15 protein-coding genes and 1 pseudogene are annotated in these 17,993 nt (G+C 68.1%); 6 read left to right on the top strand and 10 right to left on the bottom strand.

The features are described 5' to 3' along the window. Positions 1–86: 86 nt before the first annotated feature. From OCT48_RS17360 to OCT48_RS17330, 7 genes and pseudogenes are all read right to left on the bottom strand, one after another. The gene (locus tag OCT48_RS17360; protein WP_263590387.1) at positions 87–860 is read right to left on the bottom strand and encodes a glutaredoxin; all 774 of its coding nucleotides are present in this window, start codon (positions 858–860) and stop codon (positions 87–89) included. 276 nt (positions 861–1,136) lie between these two features. Beyond that, entirely contained in the window at positions 1,137–1,451 is a 315-nt protein-coding gene (locus OCT48_RS17355) for a hypothetical protein (protein WP_263590386.1), read from the bottom strand. Positions 1,452–1,696: 245 nt separating this feature from the next. Continuing rightward, positions 1,697–1,846 (bottom strand): annotated as a pseudogene (locus OCT48_RS17350) (ribonucleotide-diphosphate reductase subunit beta); the annotation flags it as partial. Positions 1,847–1,936: 90 nt separating this feature from the next. Further along, positions 1,937–2,983 carry a GGDEF domain-containing protein gene (locus tag OCT48_RS17345; protein ID WP_263590385.1) on the bottom strand — a complete coding sequence of 349 codons (1,047 nt, stop codon included), beginning with the start codon at positions 2,981–2,983 and terminating at the stop codon, positions 1,937–1,939. 178 nt (positions 2,984–3,161) lie between these two features. After that, positions 3,162–3,476 carry a hypothetical protein gene (locus tag OCT48_RS17340; RefSeq protein ID WP_263590384.1) on the bottom strand — a complete coding sequence of 105 codons (315 nt, stop codon included), beginning with the start codon at positions 3,474–3,476 and terminating at the stop codon, positions 3,162–3,164. 245 nt (positions 3,477–3,721) lie between these two features. Next, positions 3,722–4,972 (bottom strand): ribonucleotide-diphosphate reductase subunit beta, encoded by a 1,251-nt coding sequence (locus tag OCT48_RS17335; protein WP_263590383.1) that lies wholly within the window; start codon positions 4,970–4,972, stop codon positions 3,722–3,724. A gap of 109 nt (positions 4,973–5,081) precedes the next feature. Further along, a complete protein-coding gene (locus OCT48_RS17330) occupies positions 5,082–8,003 on the bottom strand; it encodes a ribonucleoside-diphosphate reductase subunit alpha (RefSeq protein ID WP_263590382.1) in 2,922 nt (973 codons plus the stop codon). Positions 8,004–8,356: 353 nt separating this feature from the next. Here OCT48_RS17330 and OCT48_RS17325 point away from each other — a divergent pair, with 353 nt between their 5' ends. Next, positions 8,357–9,070 (top strand): winged helix-turn-helix domain-containing protein, encoded by a 714-nt coding sequence (locus OCT48_RS17325; protein ID WP_263590381.1) that lies wholly within the window; start codon positions 8,357–8,359, stop codon positions 9,068–9,070. After that, on the top strand, positions 9,070–10,704 hold the full coding sequence (locus tag OCT48_RS17320; RefSeq protein WP_263590380.1) for an ATP-binding protein: 1,635 nt from the start codon (positions 9,070–9,072) through the stop codon (positions 10,702–10,704). Before OCT48_RS17325 ends, OCT48_RS17320 begins: the two co-directional genes overlap by 1 nt. Positions 10,705–10,711: 7 nt before the next feature. On the opposite strand, the gene OCT48_RS17315 is transcribed toward OCT48_RS17320, so the two are convergent. After that, entirely contained in the window at positions 10,712–11,626 is a 915-nt protein-coding gene (locus tag OCT48_RS17315; protein ID WP_263590379.1) for a LysR family transcriptional regulator, read from the bottom strand. 103 nt (positions 11,627–11,729) lie between these two features. On the opposite strand from OCT48_RS17315, the gene metE reads away from it, so the two are divergent. The 3 genes from metE to OCT48_RS17300 all read left to right on the top strand — a co-directional run bounded on the left by metE (position 11,730) and on the right by OCT48_RS17300 (position 15,648). After that, the gene (gene metE, locus OCT48_RS17310; protein WP_263590378.1) at positions 11,730–14,036 is read left to right on the top strand and encodes a 5-methyltetrahydropteroyltriglutamate--homocysteine S-methyltransferase; all 2,307 of its coding nucleotides are present in this window, start codon (positions 11,730–11,732) and stop codon (positions 14,034–14,036) included. A gap of 147 nt (positions 14,037–14,183) precedes the next feature. Next, complete coding sequence (locus tag OCT48_RS17305; protein ID WP_263590377.1) at positions 14,184–14,942, top strand: COG3650 family protein; 759 nt, start codon at positions 14,184–14,186, stop codon at positions 14,940–14,942. Between the two features lie 103 nt (positions 14,943–15,045). Beyond that, complete coding sequence (locus OCT48_RS17300) at positions 15,046–15,648, top strand: FMN-dependent NADH-azoreductase (protein ID WP_263590376.1); 603 nt, start codon at positions 15,046–15,048, stop codon at positions 15,646–15,648. Between the two features lie 72 nt (positions 15,649–15,720). Here the strand turns inward: OCT48_RS17300 and OCT48_RS17295 are convergent, their stop codons facing one another. Continuing rightward, entirely contained in the window at positions 15,721–16,785 is a 1,065-nt protein-coding gene (locus OCT48_RS17295; protein WP_263590375.1) for a metal-dependent hydrolase, read from the bottom strand. Positions 16,786–16,813: 28 nt separating this feature from the next. Beyond that, a complete protein-coding gene (locus tag OCT48_RS17290) occupies positions 16,814–17,371 on the bottom strand; it encodes a DNA-3-methyladenine glycosylase I (RefSeq protein ID WP_263590374.1) in 558 nt (185 codons plus the stop codon). A 90-nt stretch (positions 17,372–17,461) separates the two neighbouring features. On the opposite strand from OCT48_RS17290, the gene OCT48_RS17285 reads away from it, so the two are divergent. Next, the gene (locus OCT48_RS17285) at positions 17,462–17,902 is read left to right on the top strand and encodes a VOC family protein (RefSeq protein ID WP_263590373.1); all 441 of its coding nucleotides are present in this window, start codon (positions 17,462–17,464) and stop codon (positions 17,900–17,902) included. Positions 17,903–17,993: the final 91 nt, after the last annotated feature.

The raw sequence follows: 17,993 nt of genomic DNA, 5'->3' as shown, positions 1-17,993 counted from the left end.
GCGCTCCGGGGCGGGGCCTCAGCGCCTCGCCGAGGCGGGTCGCAGGTCGACGCCCCCTTCCCTGCCCGTGAGGGGGTTGTCGGTCATCAGAGGATCAGCAGTTTCAACGGCATCCAGAGCCCCATGGCCAGCATGATCAGGTTTTCGGTCAAGGACACGAACCCCAGGGGAACGTTGCTGTTGCCTCCCACACAGGCACACTTCAGTTCGCGCTTGTCGATATACACGGCCTTGAAGACCGATATGGCGCCCACCGTGCCGATGAATAGTGCCAAGGGAGCGGCGAGCCAGATCAAGGCGCCTGCCAGCATCAGGATGCCGGCCAGGGTCTCGGCGAAGGGGTAGACGTAGCCATAGGGGACATGGCGCTGGGCGAGCAGGTCATAGTTGAGGAACATGGTGCTGAAGCTTTCGATGTCCTGCAGCTTCTGAAGCCCCAGCAGGGTCATGGCGGTGGCAACCGCATACTCCAGCATACGCAATGACACGAGGGTATCACTGGCCGTCCAGCTCACCGCCAGCCCGATCAGCAAGGCGGTCACGAAGATGGCGATGACCGGCTGATAGGTCGTGTCGCTCTCGCCGGGCACGCTCATCCCCAGGTACTCGCGAACCTCCTCATAGCCCCCCACGCGCTCTTCACCGATGTAGACCTGAGGGGTGGTGTCGACACCGGCTTCTTTCTTGAAGTCCTCGATGGCCTCGCGGGAGTCGAGCGTGTGATCGTCTACCCGGTAGCCCTTGCGCTTGAGCAGGTCCACGGTCTTCAGGCCGAACGGGCAGAGATGCTCGTCCGTCTTCATGCGGTACACGCGGGCCGTCTCATGCCGTGAGGACGGTGTTGAAGTGATGGTACTCATCGTCTCCACCTCCTGCGGTATCAAGAGGAAGCTCGGAGCATGCCGAATCCGAGTCCTTGCGCTCCCTGCCGGATGTGGTCATGGTCATCTTGTTGCTGCCAGCCTGGAACCTTTGTGCCACCCACGGGCCAAGCACGTCGCTTCATGATGTCCTGGATCTCGCCCTCCAGGTCAGGGACTCTGTCTCACCGGGCGTGAGGGTCACGGCAGGCCTCTGCCCACCGGGACCTCCTCGGCCCTGTCGAGTTCCTCAAGACCTCCGGGGCGGCCGCCCGGTCAGTGCGAGGGATGCCAGGCGGCAGATGGCTGACGGGTGAAGCGCACCGGCGGGCGATAGCGCTCCTCCCTGGACGCCTGCTCCGGTGCCGGGCGCACGTGCCAGCCTCGGCGGGTCGCCCAGGCCTTCAACTCGCGGTAGTCGAGCAACGGATGCTCCCGGGTATAGGGATTGGGGGACGACGAGGGAAAGGCGTTGGCCACATGGGGATAGTGGGCCAGGGCGACCCCGCCGCCATGGGCCGCCAGGGCGCGTTCCAGGGCCGATTGCCATGCCCGGGGGTCGCGATGGGTGGTGCGTTGGGTTGCATGCATCGGATTGCCCTCCATTGTGTCGCCTGGGACCAGGCGTCGCCCGGGCGGTGCGGCTGCCCGGAACCATGAAAAACGCCCCGCCCGGCGGAACCGGACGAGGCGTTATCATCGGGGTGGAAGCCGGCCGGCGTGAGCCCGGCTTCCGGCCGCGCGAGACCACTGGACGTGCCCGACGACAGGCTCCCGGGGAACGCGGTATCGATTCGCCGGTGTCATCATGCCAAGGCCTCCGCGTGTCGTCATGATCAATCCCAGCTCGGTGCGCCACCCACCTGGTAGTCGGTGACGCGGGTCTCGAAGAAGTTCTTCTCCTTGCGCAGGTCGATGATCTCGCTCATCCACGGGAAGGGATTCTCGGCGCCCGGGAACTGTTCCTTGAGGCCGATCTCCGCCAAGTTGGCCCGGGGCGGAGCGCAGCGGCAGGCCCCCTTCTGGGCAGCAGGCGAGTGCTTGGATGCGACCACGAGAGAGCTGCTGTCGGTGCATCACGCCGCCTGTGGCGTACCGTGGACGTGTATGCGGTTGCCCCCGGACGCCTTGCTGGCGTACATCGCTTGATCGGCGTGAGCGAAGAGGCTTTCGAAACTGTCGCCATGTTCGGGGTAGGAAGCCACCCCGATACTGATCGGTGATGCCTGTTCGTCCGGATCAGTGATCAGGCGATGTAACATCCTCACCGCGCCCCTGGCATCGGTGTCCGGCAGCATGATGACAAACTCGTCGCCACCATAGCGAGCCAGCAGATCGCTGCTGCGCGTGTGGTCCGTGAGCTGTTGGGCCAGGGCCGTGATGATGTGGTCTCCTGCCCCGTGGCCCTGTGTATCGTTGATGTCCTTGAGGCCATCCATGTCGATGACCACGATGCTGTAGGGGCGTCGTGACCGCTTGGCCATCGCGTGAATCGGCTGCACCAGGTCGTTGAAGGCGCGTCGGTTGAACAGGCCGGTCAGGGGATCCCGGCTGGCCATCTCGAGCAGCATGCGATTGGACACCTGGATCCCGTCGACCAGCGCCGATGTCAGGTAACCGACGATGAGGAAGGCGATAAGGTTGATGCTGACGAGGGACAGGTTTGACGGCGCCATGAGGCTCTGGTCGCCAAGCTCGAACAGCAGCAACACGCAGGCACCGATCACCATGACCTCCAGCATGGTGGCCAACACCCCTAGCGTCAGGGCACTGGTCACCACAGCCAGCAGGTAGAGGCTCGTGAGGGGCCCGGAGACCCCCTGGGTGCTGTGGAGAAACCAGGTGATGAAGCCAATCATGACCCAGGTATGGAGGGCCAACAGCCAACGGTGCCGGTTGCCAAAGAACTGCAGCCGGCTGGCGATCAGGCTAAAGCCGAAATAGAGCACCGTGGTGACCAGCAGCCAATGGCTATTCTCATCCGGGGCGCCAATGATCGCCAGGTAGAGGACGATCAGAGTGACGAGCAACCACTCGAGCTGGTGCAGCCCCGTCATGAAGCCCTGAAGCTGGATGCGCCGAGAGTCCCAGGAGAGCGGGGGGAGGGGGTCATTGCCCTTCATTGATTACCCTTCTTGTTGTTTTTCACTGTCAGCCCTGCAACGACCGGATCTCGAGTGAAAAACTCTCATGCGAGGGGCATGGAATCAATCTTTATGCCTCCTGGCGTGTGCGCCCAGGCGCGGGCATGAGGCCGGCGCCAGCGCTGGAGAGGGACTCGTGCGGTCCACGGCTATCGGCTCAGTGTGGGCGCTGCCGGCCCCCGGGGGGCTGGCGGGTGAAGCGCACCGGCGGGCGATAGCGCTCCTCCCCGGATGCCTGCTCCGGTGCCGGGCGCACGTGCCAGCCTCGGCGGGTCGCCCAGGCCTTCAACTCGCGGTAGTCGAGCAACGGATGCTCCCGGGTATAGGGATTGGGGGACGACGAGGGAAAGGCGTTGGCCACATGGGGATAGTGGGCCAGGGCGACCCCGCCGCCATGGGCCGCCAGGGCGCGGTCCAGGGCCGATTGCCATGCCCGGGGGTCGCGATGGGTGGTGCGTTGGGTTGCATGCATCGGATTGCCCTCCATTGTGTCGCCTGGGACCAGGCGTCGCCCGGGCGGTGCGGCTGCCCGGAACCATGAAAAACGCCCCGCCCGGCGGAACCGGACGAGGCGTTATCATCGGAATGGAAGCCGGCCGGCGTGAGCCCGGCTTCCGGCTGCGCGAGGCCACTGGACGTGCCCGACGACAGGCTCCCGGGGAACGCGGTATCGATTCGCCGGTGTCATCATGCCAAGGCCTCCGCGTGTCGTCATGATCAATCCCAGCTCAGTGCGCCACCCACCTGGTACTCGGTGACGCGGGTCTCGAAGAAGTTCTTCTCCTTGCGCAGGTCGATGATCTCGCTCATCCACGGGAAGGGGTTCTCGGCGCCCGGGAACTGCTCCTTGAGGCCGATCTGCGCCAGGCGGCGGTTGCAGATGAAGTGCAGGTACTCCTCCATGATCGCCGCGTTCATGCCCAGCACGCCACGGGGCATGGTGTCCCGGGCGTAGGCGATCTCGAGCTCGGTACCCTCGAGGATCATCTGGGTGACCTCGTCCTGGAATTCCGGCGTCCACAGGTGCGGGTTCTCGATCTTGATCTGGTTGATCATGTCGACGCCGAAGTTCAGGTGCATCGACTCGTCGCGCAGGATGTACTGGAACTGCTCGGCGACGCCGGTCATCTTGTTGCGCCGGCCCATGGACAGGATCTGGCTGAAGCCGCAGTAGAAGAAGATGCCTTCGGTGACGCAGTAGAAGGCGATCAGGTTGCGCAGCAGCTCCTGGTCGGTCTCCGGGGTGCCGGTGTGGAAGTCCGGGCGCGCCAGCGACTGGGTGTGCTTGAGGCTCCAGGCGGACTTGGCCGACACCGAGGGCACCTCGCGGTACATGTTGAAGACCTCGCCCTCGTCCATGCCCAGCGATTCCACGCAGTACTGGTAGGCGTGGGTGTGGATCGCCTCCTCGAAGGCCTGGCGCAGCAGGTACTGGCGGCACTCGGGGTTGGTGATCAAGCGGTAGACTGCCAGCACCAGGTTGTTGGCCACCAGCGAGTCGGCGGTGGAGAAGTAGCCCAGGCTGCGCTCGACGATGCGGCGCTCGTCTCCGGTGAGGCCGTCCGCGCTCTTCCACAGCGCGATGTCGGCGTTCATGTTCACTTCCTGGGGCATCCAGTGGTTGGCGCTGCCGTCCAGGTACTTCTGCCAGGCCCACTCGTACTTGAAGGGCACCAGCTGGTTGAGGTCGGCGCGGGCGTTGATCATGCGCTTGTCGTCGACGTCGATGCGCGCCGCCCCCACTTCCAGCTCTTCGAGGCCGGCGGCCACGTCGAGCTCCTCGAGGGACTGCTTGGCGCGGGCCACGCGGTCCTGGTCGGCGACCTGGTAGGCGCCGGCGCTGTCGCGGACCTCGGCGGCGGGCGCCTCGGCCTTGGGCGCGGCGGGCTGCGGTGCCGGCTGGGGGGCCTCGGCCGGCTGGTCGGCGACCGCGGTATCGTCTTCGTGGAACTCGTTCCAATCGATCATGAGTCGTCCTGTCCTGTTGCTGGTGGCGTCAACGCATGACACCGGTAGCTAAACTGTGCGGGCCCCGGGCAGCTCGTTGCCCGAAGCCCGGGGCCGGCGCGGAGCGCCGTTACTGGCAGGCCTCGCAGCCCAGCTCGTCCATGTCGCCCGCCGAGGGCGCCCGGGAGCCGCTGCCGCCCTTGCCCTGCAGGAAGTCGTCGATGCCCTTGGGCTCTCCATGCGCTGAGGGCTCCGGCTTCGGCTCCGGGGCGGCGGAGGGGGCCGGGCCCGCGCCGGGCGAGGCGTTGCTGACGGCGTTGAGGTTGCCGCGGTCCACGGTGGATTTCTCCACCGAGGTGGCGCCCAGGGCGCGCAGGTAGTAGGTGGTCTTGAGGCCGCGGAACCAGGCCATGCGATAGGTCACGTCCAGCTTCTTGCCGGAGACGCCCTTGATGTAGAGGTTCAGCGACTGCGCCTGGTCGATCCATTTCTGGCGACGAGCCGCGGCCTCCACCAGCCACTTGGGCTCCATCTCGAAGGCGGTGGCGTACTTGGCCTTGAGGTCGGCCGGGATACGGTCGATGGGCTGGACGCTGCCGTCGTAGTACTTGAGGTCGTTGATCATGACCTCGTCCCACAGGCCGCGGTCCTTGAGGTCGTTGACCATGTAGGCATTGACCACGGTGAACTCGCCCGACAGGTTCGACTTGACGAACAGGTTCTGGTAGGTCGGCTCGATCGACTGCGAGACGCCGCAGATGTTGGAGATGGTCGCCGTCGGGGCGATGGCCATGACGTTGGAGTTGCGCATGCCCTGGGCGGCGATCTTCTCGCGGATGCGCTCCCAGTCCTGGGTCGCGGAGGTGTCGACCTCGATGTACTTCTCGCCGCGCTCCTGCTTCAGCTTCTCGATGGAATCGATGGGCAGCACGCCCTGGTCCCACAGCGAGCCCTCGAAGCTCTGGTAGCGACCGCGCTCGGCGGCGAGGTCCGCGGAAGCCTCGATGGCGTGGTAGCTGACCAGCTCCATGGAGCGGTCGGCGAAGCTCACGGCTCCCTCGGAGGCGTAGGCGATATCCTGGGCGTAGAGGGCGTCCTGGAAGCCCATGATGCCCAGCCCCACCGGGCGATGCTTGAAGTTGGAGCGCTCCGCCTGGGGCACCGCGTAATAGTTGATGTCGATGACGTTGTCGAGCATGCGCACGGCGGTACGCACGGTCTTCCTGAGCTTGTCGCCGTCGAACTCACCGTCGGTGACGTGCTGGGCCAGGTTGACGGACCCCAGGTTGCACACCGCGATCTCGTCGGGCGAAGTGTTCAGGGTGATCTCGGTGCACAGGTTGGAGCTGTGGACCACGCCGGCGTGCTGCTGCGGGCTGCGCAGGTTGCACGGATCCTTGAAGGTGATCCAGGGGTGGCCGGTCTCGAACAGCATCGACAGCATCTTGCGCCACAGGTCCTTGGCCTTGACGCGCTTGAACAGCTTGAGCTGGCCGCTTCGGGTCATCTCCTCGTATTCCTGATAGCGCTTCTCGAAGGCGGCGCCGTACAGGTCGTGGAGGTCCGGGCAGGTGGCCGGCGAGAACAGGGTCCAGTCCTGGTCGTCGAAGACCCGCTTCATGAACAGGTCCGGCACCCAGTTGGCGGTGTTCATGTCGTGGGTGCGGCGACGGTCGTCACCGGTGTTCTTGCGCAGCTCGAGGAACTCCTCGATGTCGAGGTGCCAGCTTTCCAGATAGGCGCAGACGGCGCCCTTGCGCTTGCCGCCCTGGTTGACCGCCACGGCGGTGTCGTTGACCACCTTGAGGAAGGGGACCACGCCCTGGGACTTGCCGTTGGTGCCCTTGATGTAGGAGCCCAGCGCACGCACCGGCGTCCAGTCGTTGCCCAGGCCGCCGGCCCACTTGGAGAGCAGGGCGTTGTCGCGGATGGCGCTGTAGATGCTGTCCAGGTCATCCGGGACGGTGGTGAGGTAGCAGGAGGAGAGCTGGCTGCGCACCGTGCCCGAGTTGAACAGGGTCGGGGTGGAGGCCATGTAGTCGAAGCTGGAGAGCAGCTCGTAGAACTCGATGGCCCGCGCCTCGCGGTCGTCCTCGTTGAGCGCCAGGCCCATGGCGACGCGCATGAACATCACCTGGGGCAGCTCGTAGCGCACCTCGTCGCGGTGGATGAAGTAACGGTCGTAGAGGGTCTGCAGGCCCAGGTAGGTGAACTGGGCGTCGCGGGTGTGATCCAGGGCATCGCCCAGGCGCTCGAGGTCGAACTCGGCCAGTCGCGGGTCGAGCTGCTCGAACTCGATGCCCTTCTCGATGTAGGCCTGGAAGGCCGGCTTGTAGTAGTCGGCCATCTCCTGGTAGGTCGCCTCGTCGGCGATGCCCAGGAACGACAGCGCCTCGCGGCGCAGGTTGTCCTGCAGCAGACGGGCGGTGACGTAGGTGTAGTTGGGGTCCTTCTCCACCAGGGTGCGCGCGGTCATCATCAGCGCCTGGGAGACGCCGTCCACCGTCACGCCGTCGTAGAGGTTCTTCAGGGAGTCGTCGACGATCTTGCCCGGCTCGACGTTGGCCAGGCCCTCGCAGGCGTCGAAGACCAGGGTCTCGACCCGGCCCAGGTCCAGCGGGCGGGTGCTGCCGTCGACGGCGGTGACGTTGAGGGTCGGGTGCGGCTTCTCGATGTCGCCGCCGGCCTCGGCGCGGGCGCGGGCGTGCTCCTCGCGGTAGAGCACGTAGGCGCGGGCCACCTTCTGCTCGCCGGCGCGCATCAGCGCCAGTTCGACCTGGTCCTGGATGTCCTCGATGTGGACGGTGCCCCCGTCGGACATGCGACGCTGGAAGGCCTGGGCGATGCCCTCGGAGGCGCGCTGCACGAAGTCGCGCACGCGCGACGAGGTGGCGGCGTTGTCGCCCTCCACGGCGATGAAGGCCTTGCTCAGGGCAACGGCGATCTTGCCGGCATCGAAGGGCACCACATCGCCGGTGCGCTTGATGACACGCAGGGTCTGCGGTGCGGTAACGGAGACGGACGGACGGTCCGGAGTAGCGGTGGTATCCATGGCGCCGGGGTTCCCTACCTTGGTGTGTCGGGTGGTCGAAGGCCGCCGGACGGCGACGGTTGACAGCTATGAGAGTGGTTGCTATGGCACAGGATGTGGTGTCCTCGCCGAGGTCGAGCACAAGATAGTGTGCTTTTGCCCGGTCATCAAGTGGATAACTTGTGGATGAGCTGTGTCCTTCCGGGGGGCGATTTTGACCTTCCCGCCAGCCCGCATGGTTGGGCCTTTCACTGCATTGCAGCAGGGGGACGGGTGAGCGAAGCGGGGGGTTGTCGGGTATCCTTGAGCAACAAGCCGGTCGTACAGCGTGCCGGCGTCCCTGACCAACGGCCCGTCGAGGTAGGCAAAGAAGAATGGACGACAGCGTTGACCCCCACGAGCAGGATCATGTGCTGATCATCGAGGACGATGAGCGGCTGGCCGAGCTGACCCGCGACTACCTGGAGGCCAATGGCTTCCGGGTGACCCTGGAAGCCGATGGCGCCCATGGCGTCGAGCGGATCCTCACCCTGCAGCCGGACCTGGTGATCCTGGACCTGATGCTGCCCGGCGAGGACGGCCTGTCGATCTGCCGCCGGGTGCGCTCGGACTACCCCGGTCCGATCCTGATGCTGACCGCCCGCACCGATGACATGGATCAGGTGCTGGGCCTCGAGATGGGCGCCGACGACTATGTGCCCAAACCGGTCCAGCCGCGGGTGCTGCTGGCGCGCATGCGCGCCCTGTTGCGCCGCCGCGAGCCGAGTGCCGCGAGCGAGGAGTCGCGTCTGAGCTTCGGCGAGCTGGAGATCGACAACTCGACCCGCGAGGCCTTCCTGGCCGGCGAGCGCATCGACCTGACCAGTGCCGAGTTCGACCTGCTGTGGCTGCTGGCCTGCAACGCCGGCCGGGTGCTGACCCGCGAGGAGATCTTCTCTCAGCTGCGCGGCATCAGGTACGACGGCCAGGACCGCTCCATCGACGTCCGCGTCTCGCGCATCCGTCCCAAGATCGGTGACGATCCCAACCAGCCGCAGCGGATCAAGACGGTGCGCAGCAAGGGCTATCTGTTCGTCAAGGACATCTGATGCCTTCCCGCCTTCTGCCAAGGGCCCTGGCCGACAGCACCTTCCTGCGGGTCTATGTCCTCATGGCACTGGCGCTGGTGATGATCTTCGCCCTGGCGCTGCTGGCCATCACCGTGGTCGACAAGGTGCGCCGCCAGCACTACCAGGAGCAGCTGGCCGACGCGCCGATGACGCTGTTCACCGCCCAGCTGTCGGCCCTGCCTTCCGAAGAGCGAGGGGCCTGGCTGGTGCGCCTCGGCGAGCGGCTCGAGATCTCCATGACCCTCCACGACCTGGGCGACGTTCCCGTCGGCTACTTCGCGGGAGCGCGCCTCGAGGCCGGCCATACCCTGGCGCACCAGACGGAGGCCCAGGGCTGGCTGCTGCAACGCAAGCTGCCCGGGGAGCCCCGCCTGCTGCGGGTCGAGCTGGCCAGCCTGACCGAGCACCAGCTGGTGGAGCTGGCCGAACTGCTCGGCGACTGGTTGCTGGCCACCGAGCCGGCCCAGCGCCGGGACAAGCTCGCGATGCTGCAGAGCGCGGCGATCCAGCTGCATCTCTCCGATACCCCGCCCGAGGGCCTCGCGTCTACCCGGCTCGCCGAGCTGGGGGATACCGAGGTGGTGGTGCGCTTGCTGCCGCAGCGCTGGGCGATGTCGCTGTACCTGCGCCTGTCGGACGAGAACGGCGACATGCAGTGGGTGGAGGTGGGCCCCCTCCATGCCTTCGAGCCGCTGCCCGCCTCGCTGCTGCTGCTGCTGTTGATGATGCTGCTCGGCGTGCTGGCGGTGATCATCTACCTGATCGTGCGCAGCGTCGAGGCGCACATGTCACGGCTCGAGCTCGCCGCCACGCGGATCGCCGCGGGTCGCCTGGATACCCGGGTCAAGGTCGAGGGCAGCGACTTCGTGGGACGCCTGGGCATGGCCCTCAACGGCATGGCGGCCCAGGTGCAGTCGCTGCTGCGTGCCCAGCAGGACATGATCCGGGCGGTCTCCCACGAGCTGCGCACGCCGGTGGCGCGCATCCGCTTCGCGGTGCAGATGGTCGAGGACATGACCGACGACCCGGCGGTGCGCCGCCAGCTGCAGGGGGTGGATACCGATATCGCCGAGCTGGACGACCTGGTCGACGAGATCCTCACCTATGCGCGCCTCGGCAGCGAGGCGGCCAACGGGGCCGAGCTGAAGACCACACCGGTGGAGTGTCGGGTGATGGCGGAACGGGTCATCGAGGCGTTGCGTCCGCTGCATGGCCAGCTGGTCATCACCCTGACCCCGGGAGACGAGGTGGAGGCCGCGGTGGAGCCCCGCTACCTGCAGCGGGCCCTGCAGAACCTGGTGGCCAATGCCTGCCGCCATGCCCAGTCCCGGGTGATGATCCGGGTCCACGGCGAGCCGCGGCTGGTGCGGATCGACGTGGAGGATGACGGCCCCGGCGTGCCGGCGGCGGCGCGCAGCGAGATCTTCAAGCCCTTCGCCCGGCTCGACGACAGCCGCGCCCGGCGCTCCGGCGGCTATGGCCTGGGGCTGTCCATCGTGCAGAAGGTCATGGCCTGGCATGGCGGCAGCGTCATGGTGGATGCCAGCCCCACGCTTGGCGGCGCTCGCTTCACGCTGCTGCTGCCCCAGCGCGATCCCCACCCGGACGCCTGAGCCCGGGTCAGGCCGGCTTGATCCCCTCCAGCACCGCGAAGGAGGTCTCCCGGGCGGTGCGCAGGAAGTCCTCCATCCAGGGGGCCTCGCGGGTCTCCTCGCGGATCGCCGCGAACAGCGTGCTCCAGACCCCCGGCTCCCCCAGCGGCACCGCCTTCACGTAGTCCCGCTCGAGGTACTCGGTCAAGGCCCAGTTGGGCAGGGCGCAGACGCCGCGTCCGCTGGCCACCAGCTGCATCATCATGATGGTCAGCTCGGCGGTGCGCACCTCCTTGGGCCTGACCCCGGCCGGCTCGAGGAACTGGGTGAAGACATCCAGCCGCGCATGCTCCACCGGATAGGTGATCAGGGTCTCCTCGGCCAGGTCGGCGGGCACCACGAAGGGCCGGCCGGCCAGGGGGTGCTGGCGGGCCACGGCGAGCAGTCCCTCGTAGCGGAACAGCGGCTCGTAGTGCACCCCGGGCAACGGCTGGGGGTCGGCGGTGATCACCAGGTCGAGCTGTTCCCGGGCCAGGGCGGGCAGCGGCTCGAAGTGGTGGCCGCCGGGGATGTCGATCTCCACTTCCGGCCAGTGGTTGCGGAAGTGATCCACGGTGGGCATCAGCCACTGGAAGCAGCTGTGGCACTCGATGGCCATGTGCAGCCGGCCCTGCTCGTTGCCGGCCAGCCGCGCCAGGTCGCGCTCGGCCATGCGCACCTGGGGCAGGATCTGCTCGGCCAGCGTCAGCAGGCGCAGGCCGGCCCGGGTGAACTCCACCGGACGGGTCTTGCGCAGGAACAGCGGGCTGCCCAGCCGCTCCTCCAGGTCCTTGATCTGGTGGGAGAGGGCGGACTGGGTCAGGTGCACCCGTTCGGCGGCTTCCACCAGGGAGCCGGCGTCGCGCAGGGCGACCAGGGTGCGGAGGTGACGGAGTTCGAGCATGATCCTGAGCTTTGTTCATGTTGAAGATTAATAAGTTTAGTTTGATTCAGGAACGGTGGCTAGCGAGACTGTGTAGCATCATTCATGAAGACAGGGTTTTATCATGATATTGGCTCATGTGCTCGGGTATCCGCGCATCGGCGCCGACCGCGAGCTGAAGAAGGCCACCGAGGCCTACTGGAAGGGCGAGCGCGATCGCGAGGCCCTGGAAGCCGCGGGACGCGAGCTGCGCCATCGCCACTGGGCGGCGCAGCGCGAGGCCGGCCTGGACCTCGTCACCGTAGGCGACTTCGCCTTCTATGATCAGGTGCTCAATGTCTCCCTCCTGCTCGGGGCGGTGCCCGACCGCTTCGGCGCCGGGGACGAGCTGGCCCGCGGCGAGGTGGACCTGGACACCGCCTTCCGCATGGCGCGGGGCCGGGCGCCCAGTGGCGAGCCCGCCGCGGCCTGCGAGATGACCAAGTACTTCGATACCAACTACCACTACCTGGTCCCCGAACTGCACCCGGGCCAGCGCTTCCGCCTGGCCAGCTCGCGGCTGTTCGACGAGGTCGAGGAGGCGAAGGCCGACGGCCACGCGGTCAAGGTGGCGCTGACCGGCCCGCTGACCTGGCTGTGGCTGGGCAAGGCCCGCGGCGAGGCGGCCGAGACCTTCGACCGCCTGAGCCTGCTCGACGAGGTGCTCGAGGTCTACGGCCAGGTGCTCGCGCGGCTGGCCGACCAGGGCGTGAGCTGGGTGCAGCTCGACGAGCCGGCGCTGGTACAGGACCTGCCCCTGGCCTGGCAGCAGGCCTACGAGCGGGCCTATCACCGCCTCCAGGCGGCGCCGGTCAAGCTGCTGCTGTCGACCTATTTCGGCGGCCTGGGCGACAACCTGTCGCTGACCGTGGGCCTGCCCGTGGACGGCCTGCACCTGGACGCGGTGCGCGCGCCCGAGCAGGTCGAGGCCGTGGTCGACCGGCTGCTGCCCCACAAGGTGCTGTCGCTCGGGGTGATCGACGGGCGCAACGTCTGGCGGGCCGACCTGCCCGCGCTGCGCGAATGGCTGGCGCCGCTGGCGGCTCGGCTGGGCGAGCGGCTGTGGCTGGCGCCGAGTTGCTCGCTGCTGCATGTGCCGGTGGATCTGACCGCCGAGATCGAACTCGATGCCGAACTCAAGGGCTGGCTGGCCTTCGCCCGCCAGAAGCTCGACGAGACGGTGTTGCTGGGCCGGGCCCTGGACGCCCGCCTGACGGCCGGGGACGAGGCCCGCCTGGCCGAGACCGGCGAAGCGCTGGCCGCCCGGCGCGCCTCGCCGCGCATCCACCGTCCGGCGGTGGCCGAGCGCCTGGCCGCGGTGACCGCCGCCGACAGCGAGCGGGCCAGTCCCTACGACCGGCGGGCCCGGGCGCAGCGGCGTCACCTCGACCTGCCGCTGTTTCCCACCACCACCATCGGCTCCTTCCCGCAGACCGCGGAGATCCGCCAGGCGCGTCGCGCCCACAAGGCCGGCGAGCTCTCCGGCGCCGACTACGAGGCGCGCATGGAGGCCGAGATCGCCGCGGCGGTGGCCCGCCAGGAGGCGCTGGGGCTCGACATGCTGGTGCACGGCGAGGCCGAGCGCAACGACATGGTCGAGTATTTCGGCGAGCGGCTCGACGGCTTCGCCTTCACCCGCTTCGGCTGGGTGCAGAGCTACGGCTCGCGCTGCGTCAAGCCGCCGATCCTGTTCGGCGACGTGGCGCGCCCGGCGCCGATGACGGTTCGCTGGAGCCGCTACGCCCAGTCGCTCACCGAGCGGCCGATGAAGGGCATGCTCACCGGGCCGGTGACCATCCTGCAGTGGTCCTTCGTGCGCGACGACCAGCCCCGGGCGACGACCTGCCGGCAGATCGCCCTGGCGCTGCGCGACGAGGTGGCCGACCTGGAGGCCGCGGGGATCACCGCCATCCAGATCGACGAGCCGGCGCTGCGTGAGGGACTGCCGCTGCGCAGCGCCGAGTGGCAGGGCTATCTGGACTGGGCCGTGGACTGTTTCCGGCTCGCCGCCGCGGTGGCCGACGACACCACCCAGATCCACACCCATATGTGCTACTCGGAGTTCAACGACATCATCGCCGCCATCGCCGCCCTGGACGCCGATGTCATCACCATCGAGACCTCCCGCTCCGACATGGAGCTGCTCGATGCCTTCCGCGACTTCGACTATCCCAACGAGATCGGGCCGGGCGTCTACGACATCCATTCGCCCAACCTGCCCGAGGTCGACTGGATGGTGGCCCTGATGGACAAGGCCGCCGAGCGCATCGCCGTGGAGCGGCTGTGGGTCAACCCGGACTGCGGCCTCAAGACCCGCGGCTGGGCCGAGGTGGAACCGGCCCTGGCCAATATGGTCGAGGCGGCACGGATACTGCGTAAGCGTCACGGCTGAGCGGTGACGCCACGATGACGATAGCCGCCGGGCGGAGCGAAACCGCCCGGCGGCTGTTATTCTGTGGCGGGCCGCATCCGCCCTGTCGGGGATCGCCGACAGGGACCGGCCGCGCCGAGGAATCTCATCGTACAAGGAGTCATCCCCATGCCGCGTGTCCCGTCTCTGCTGATTGCCCTGCCGTTGCTGATGGCGCTGGGGCTGTCCGGCTGTGTCACCTACGTGAACGCGCCGGCGCCCGAGCCCGCTCCCGAGCCGCCGACGGCGTCCGACGACGGTGCCGAGGGCGAGGCCGCCCCCAAGGCGCCGCTGCTGCCCTCGTCGCTGTTCCCCGGCGAGGCGAACCGGCTGGTCGGCTGGCGCTGCACCCCGGCCCAGGATCTGGTCACCGCCGTCGTCGAGGAGGAGATGCGCCTGTGGTCCGCCCATGGCGCCGCGCGCCTCGAGCCGGCCGTGGTGGCCAGTGGCAGCCGCTATCAGCAGGGCGAGCTGAGTGTCTGGCTGAAGGGCGACGAGGCGCTGGTCGAGAGCCAGCGGGGCCGGTTGGACTGCCGGCAGGACATCGCCATGGACACCCTCACCCGGGACGGCCATCCCGGCGTGATGTTCCACGGCCGGGGCAACGAGCCGGGCTGGCGCATCCAGCTGGCCAACGACGTGCCCCGGATCGACATGTCCCTGGACTATGGCAACCGCCAGGTGACCCTGCCGTACCGGGTGACCACCCTGGACAATGGCGCCGGACGGGTGATCCTGGCCAGTGGCCAGGCGGCGCGCCCCTTCACCCTGCGCATCGAGGCCAAGGCCTGCTTCGACGACATGAGCGGCCAGCCCTGGCCGGCGCGGGTGACGCTGGCCCTGAACGACGAGGTCTATCGGGGCTGTGGCCAGGGGATCGCGCCTTGATTCGTTTTTATCGAAAGGAATGCGCAGTATTTTGCGCTTATCAACGATAAAAACGAACATATAATGGCGATCATTCCTTCGTTAACCCGGTAAGGAGATCGCCATGACCCGCGCCCTCGTTCTGACCTCTTCCATTCTCGCCGGCAACTCCCTGAGCCTGGCCGAGCACTTCCAGGCCGAGGCCGCCGGGGTGGACGGCCTCGAGGTGACCAGCCGTGACCTGGTGGCCGACGACCTGCCGCATCTGACCCAGCCGGAACTCGCCAGCTGGCAACTGCCGGCCGAGGAGCGCTCGGCCGCGCAGCGCGAGCTGGCGGCCCGCTCCGACGGCCTGATCGAGGAGCTGCTGGCCCACGACGTCCTGGTGCTGGCGGTGCCGCTCTACAACCTGGGCATCCCCTCCCAGCTGAAGGCCTGGTTCGACCGCGTGATGCGCGCCGGCAAGACCTTCCGCTACACCGAGAACGGCCCGCAGGGGCTGGTCGAGGGCAAGCGGGCGGTGATTCTCGCGGCCCGGGGCGGTCAGTACGCCGGCAGCGAACTCGACAGCCAGACGCCGCACCTCAAGCACATGCTGGGCCTGATGGGGATCCGCGAGGTGGACGTGGTGTTCGCCGAGGGGCTCGCCATGGGCGAGTCCCAGCGCGAGGCCGCGCTCGCGGAGGCCCGTCACGCCATCGGCGGCCTGGTCGAGCGCCTGGCCTGACTCGCCGTTCGCCGCAACGTCGAGGGGGTGGCCAGCGTGCCACCCCCTCGGCGTGTAGGGCGCGCCTGACCCTCAGCACCGGCCCGGGGCGCTGACGATCCACTGCCGGGGCACGAAGTGGCTGGTGCAGAGCATCGGCTCCGGCGACAGGATGCGCGCGCCCAGTCGGGCCAGGGCGGCTCGGTCGTCGCCTGGCGGCGTCGGCAGCTGGACGGTACGTGCCAGGGGCTGCCAGGCGCCGTCCTGGCGATGGGCGAGGGCGTAGCGGAAGGGATGGAAGCCCGGGAAGCCCAGCCGCAGGTCGGTGGCCACCAGGGTCTCCCGGCCGTCTTGCGTCTCGACCTCGTAGCGCAGGAAGGGACCGGCGAACCAGGCGAGGCGCCGTCCGGCCGGGGCGGCGAGCGCCACGCGGGCCAGGTCGGCGCCCCGGGCATAGGTCTCCGGTTCGGGAGGGTGGTCGCCATCGAACAGGCCGATCAGGGCCTCGTGGTAGTGGTCGCCCTCCACCACGGTGGCCCGCCACAACAGGGTGTTGAAGGGCGTGGGCTGCACCAGCCGGGGTGCCTCCTCCAGCCCCCGCTCGGCCAGCACCGGCGCGAGGCGCGACTCGACCAGGGTCCTGGCGCCCAGGGCGAAGACCAGGTAGGCGCAGGACAGCGCCAGCCCCCAGGCCGGCCCCCGACGGCGGCCGGTGGCCAGGGCCACGGCGATGCCCACCAGCAGCGGCAGCGAGTAGAGCGGGTCGATGATGAAGACGATGGGCCAGGCCACGGGCCGCAGGTCCAGCGGCCACCACAGCTGGGTGCCGTAGGTGGTCAGGGCATCGAGCAGCGGATGGGTCATCAGGCAGAGGCCGAAGAAGGCCGCCCAGCGGCGCAGGCCGATGTCCCGGGCCGGGGCGAGGCGTGTGGCGAGCAGCGTCAGCGCCGCGGCGAGTCCGCCCAGCACGAACAGCGAATGGCTGAAGCCCCGGTGCCGGGTGACGTTGGCCACCGCATCGCCGTAGTCGATCACCACGTCCAGGTCGGGCAGGGTGCCCAGTGCCGCGCCGAGCAGCACGGCCTTGCGCCCCAGGCGGCCACCCAGCACGGTGCCGCCGATCGCCGCGCCCAGGGCCGCCTGTGTCATCGAGTCCATGGTGTCCTCCCGTGGAGCGTCTCGTCGCTCAGGCCAGCGGCCGATCGGCCGGGGGCCGGGCCCAGGCGGGCCCGGCGGCGAGGATGCGGGCCTGCACCGGGCAGTCGTCGCGGTGGGCGCCGGGCAGGTAACCGGTGCTCATCAGGAACTCGCCGACGATCTCGGGGCCGGTGAAGCGAAAGGTGCGCCGGAACAGCTTGACCCAGTCGGCGTGGGGGCGAGGGTGATGCCGCTCGAGCCAGGCCCGGAAGCTGCCGTGCTCGGCCTGGAGGGCCCGGACCACCCCGGCGTTGTGGATGGCGGCATCGATCTTGAGTCGATTGCGGATGATGCCGGCATCGCCGAGCAGCCGCGCCCGGTCGGCGTCATCGAAGGCCGCCACGCGCGCCACCGAGAATCCGGCGAAGGCCTCGTGGAAGGCCTCGCGCTTCTTCAGTACCGTGAGCCACGACAGCCCCGCCTGGTTGATCTCCAGGATCAGCCGCTCGAAGAGGGTGTCGTCGTCGGCCACCGGGAAGCCGTACTCCTGGTCGTGGTAGGGGCCATGAAACGGATGGTCGGGGGCCAGGTCACAGTAGTGGCTCATCGGTCGTCACTCGTCGTCTCGGGATTGGCTTGTCGGCGGAGACTTGTCAGGATGCCCCGGTTCGTCCCCCCTGTGAACAAGGAGATCGTCATGCAATACCTGCACACCATGGTCCGGGTCAGCGACCTCGACGCCGCGTTGCACTTCTACTGCGACCTGCTCGGCCTGCAGGAGGTGCGCCGCAAGGACAGCGAGACGGGGCGCTTCACCCTGGTCTTCCTCGCCGCGCCCGCCGACGAGGCGCGTTCCACGGAGCTCCAGGCCCCGGAACTCGAACTGACCTGGAACTGGGATCCCGAGACCTACAGCGGCGGGCGCAACTTCGGCCACCTGGCCTATCGGGTGGATGACATCTATGCCCTCTGCGAGCACCTCCAGGCGAACGGGGTGACCATCAACCGCCCGCCGCGGGATGGCCACATGGCCTTCGTGAAGAGCCCCGACGGCATCTCGGTCGAGCTGCTGCAGGCCGGCGAGCCGCAGCCGCCGAAGGAGCCCTGGGCGTCCATGGACAACGTGGGGTCGTGGTGAGCCGTTGTGGCGATGGAGGGAGACGTGAGGGGTAAGGAGTGACGAGTGAGGCGACGGTTGCCGCCGGCGGGGAGCTCCGCCGGCGGCGTCG

Source organism: Halomonas sp. M4R1S46, assembly GCF_025725685.1.
Taxonomy (GTDB): Bacteria; Pseudomonadota; Gammaproteobacteria; order Pseudomonadales; family Halomonadaceae; genus Halomonas.
This window is presented reverse-complemented; position numbering and strand designations above follow the sequence as displayed.

Coding starts and splice junctions, on each gene's coding strand:
- OCT48_RS17360 (WP_263590387.1), bottom strand. CDS start 860: ATGAGTACCATCACTTCAACACCGTCCTCACGGCATGAGACGGCCCGC.
- OCT48_RS17355 (WP_263590386.1), bottom strand. CDS start 1,451: ATGCATGCAACCCAACGCACCACCCATCGCGACCCCCGGGCATGGCAA.
- OCT48_RS17345 (WP_263590385.1), bottom strand. CDS start 2,983: ATGAAGGGCAATGACCCCCTCCCCCCGCTCTCCTGGGACTCTCGGCGC.
- OCT48_RS17340 (WP_263590384.1), bottom strand. CDS start 3,476: ATGCATGCAACCCAACGCACCACCCATCGCGACCCCCGGGCATGGCAA.
- OCT48_RS17335 (WP_263590383.1), bottom strand. CDS start 4,972: ATGATCGATTGGAACGAGTTCCACGAAGACGATACCGCGGTCGCCGAC.
- OCT48_RS17330 (WP_263590382.1), bottom strand. CDS start 8,003: ATGGATACCACCGCTACTCCGGACCGTCCGTCCGTCTCCGTTACCGCA.
- OCT48_RS17325 (WP_263590381.1), top strand. CDS start 8,357: ATGGACGACAGCGTTGACCCCCACGAGCAGGATCATGTGCTGATCATC.
- OCT48_RS17320 (WP_263590380.1), top strand. CDS start 9,070: ATGCCTTCCCGCCTTCTGCCAAGGGCCCTGGCCGACAGCACCTTCCTG.
- OCT48_RS17315 (WP_263590379.1), bottom strand. CDS start 11,626: ATGCTCGAACTCCGTCACCTCCGCACCCTGGTCGCCCTGCGCGACGCC.
- metE (WP_263590378.1), top strand. CDS start 11,730: ATGATATTGGCTCATGTGCTCGGGTATCCGCGCATCGGCGCCGACCGC.
- OCT48_RS17305 (WP_263590377.1), top strand. CDS start 14,184: ATGCCGCGTGTCCCGTCTCTGCTGATTGCCCTGCCGTTGCTGATGGCG.
- OCT48_RS17300 (WP_263590376.1), top strand. CDS start 15,046: ATGACCCGCGCCCTCGTTCTGACCTCTTCCATTCTCGCCGGCAACTCC.
- OCT48_RS17295 (WP_263590375.1), bottom strand. CDS start 16,785: ATGGACTCGATGACACAGGCGGCCCTGGGCGCGGCGATCGGCGGCACC.
- OCT48_RS17290 (WP_263590374.1), bottom strand. CDS start 17,371: ATGAGCCACTACTGTGACCTGGCCCCCGACCATCCGTTTCATGGCCCC.
- OCT48_RS17285 (WP_263590373.1), top strand. CDS start 17,462: ATGCAATACCTGCACACCATGGTCCGGGTCAGCGACCTCGACGCCGCG.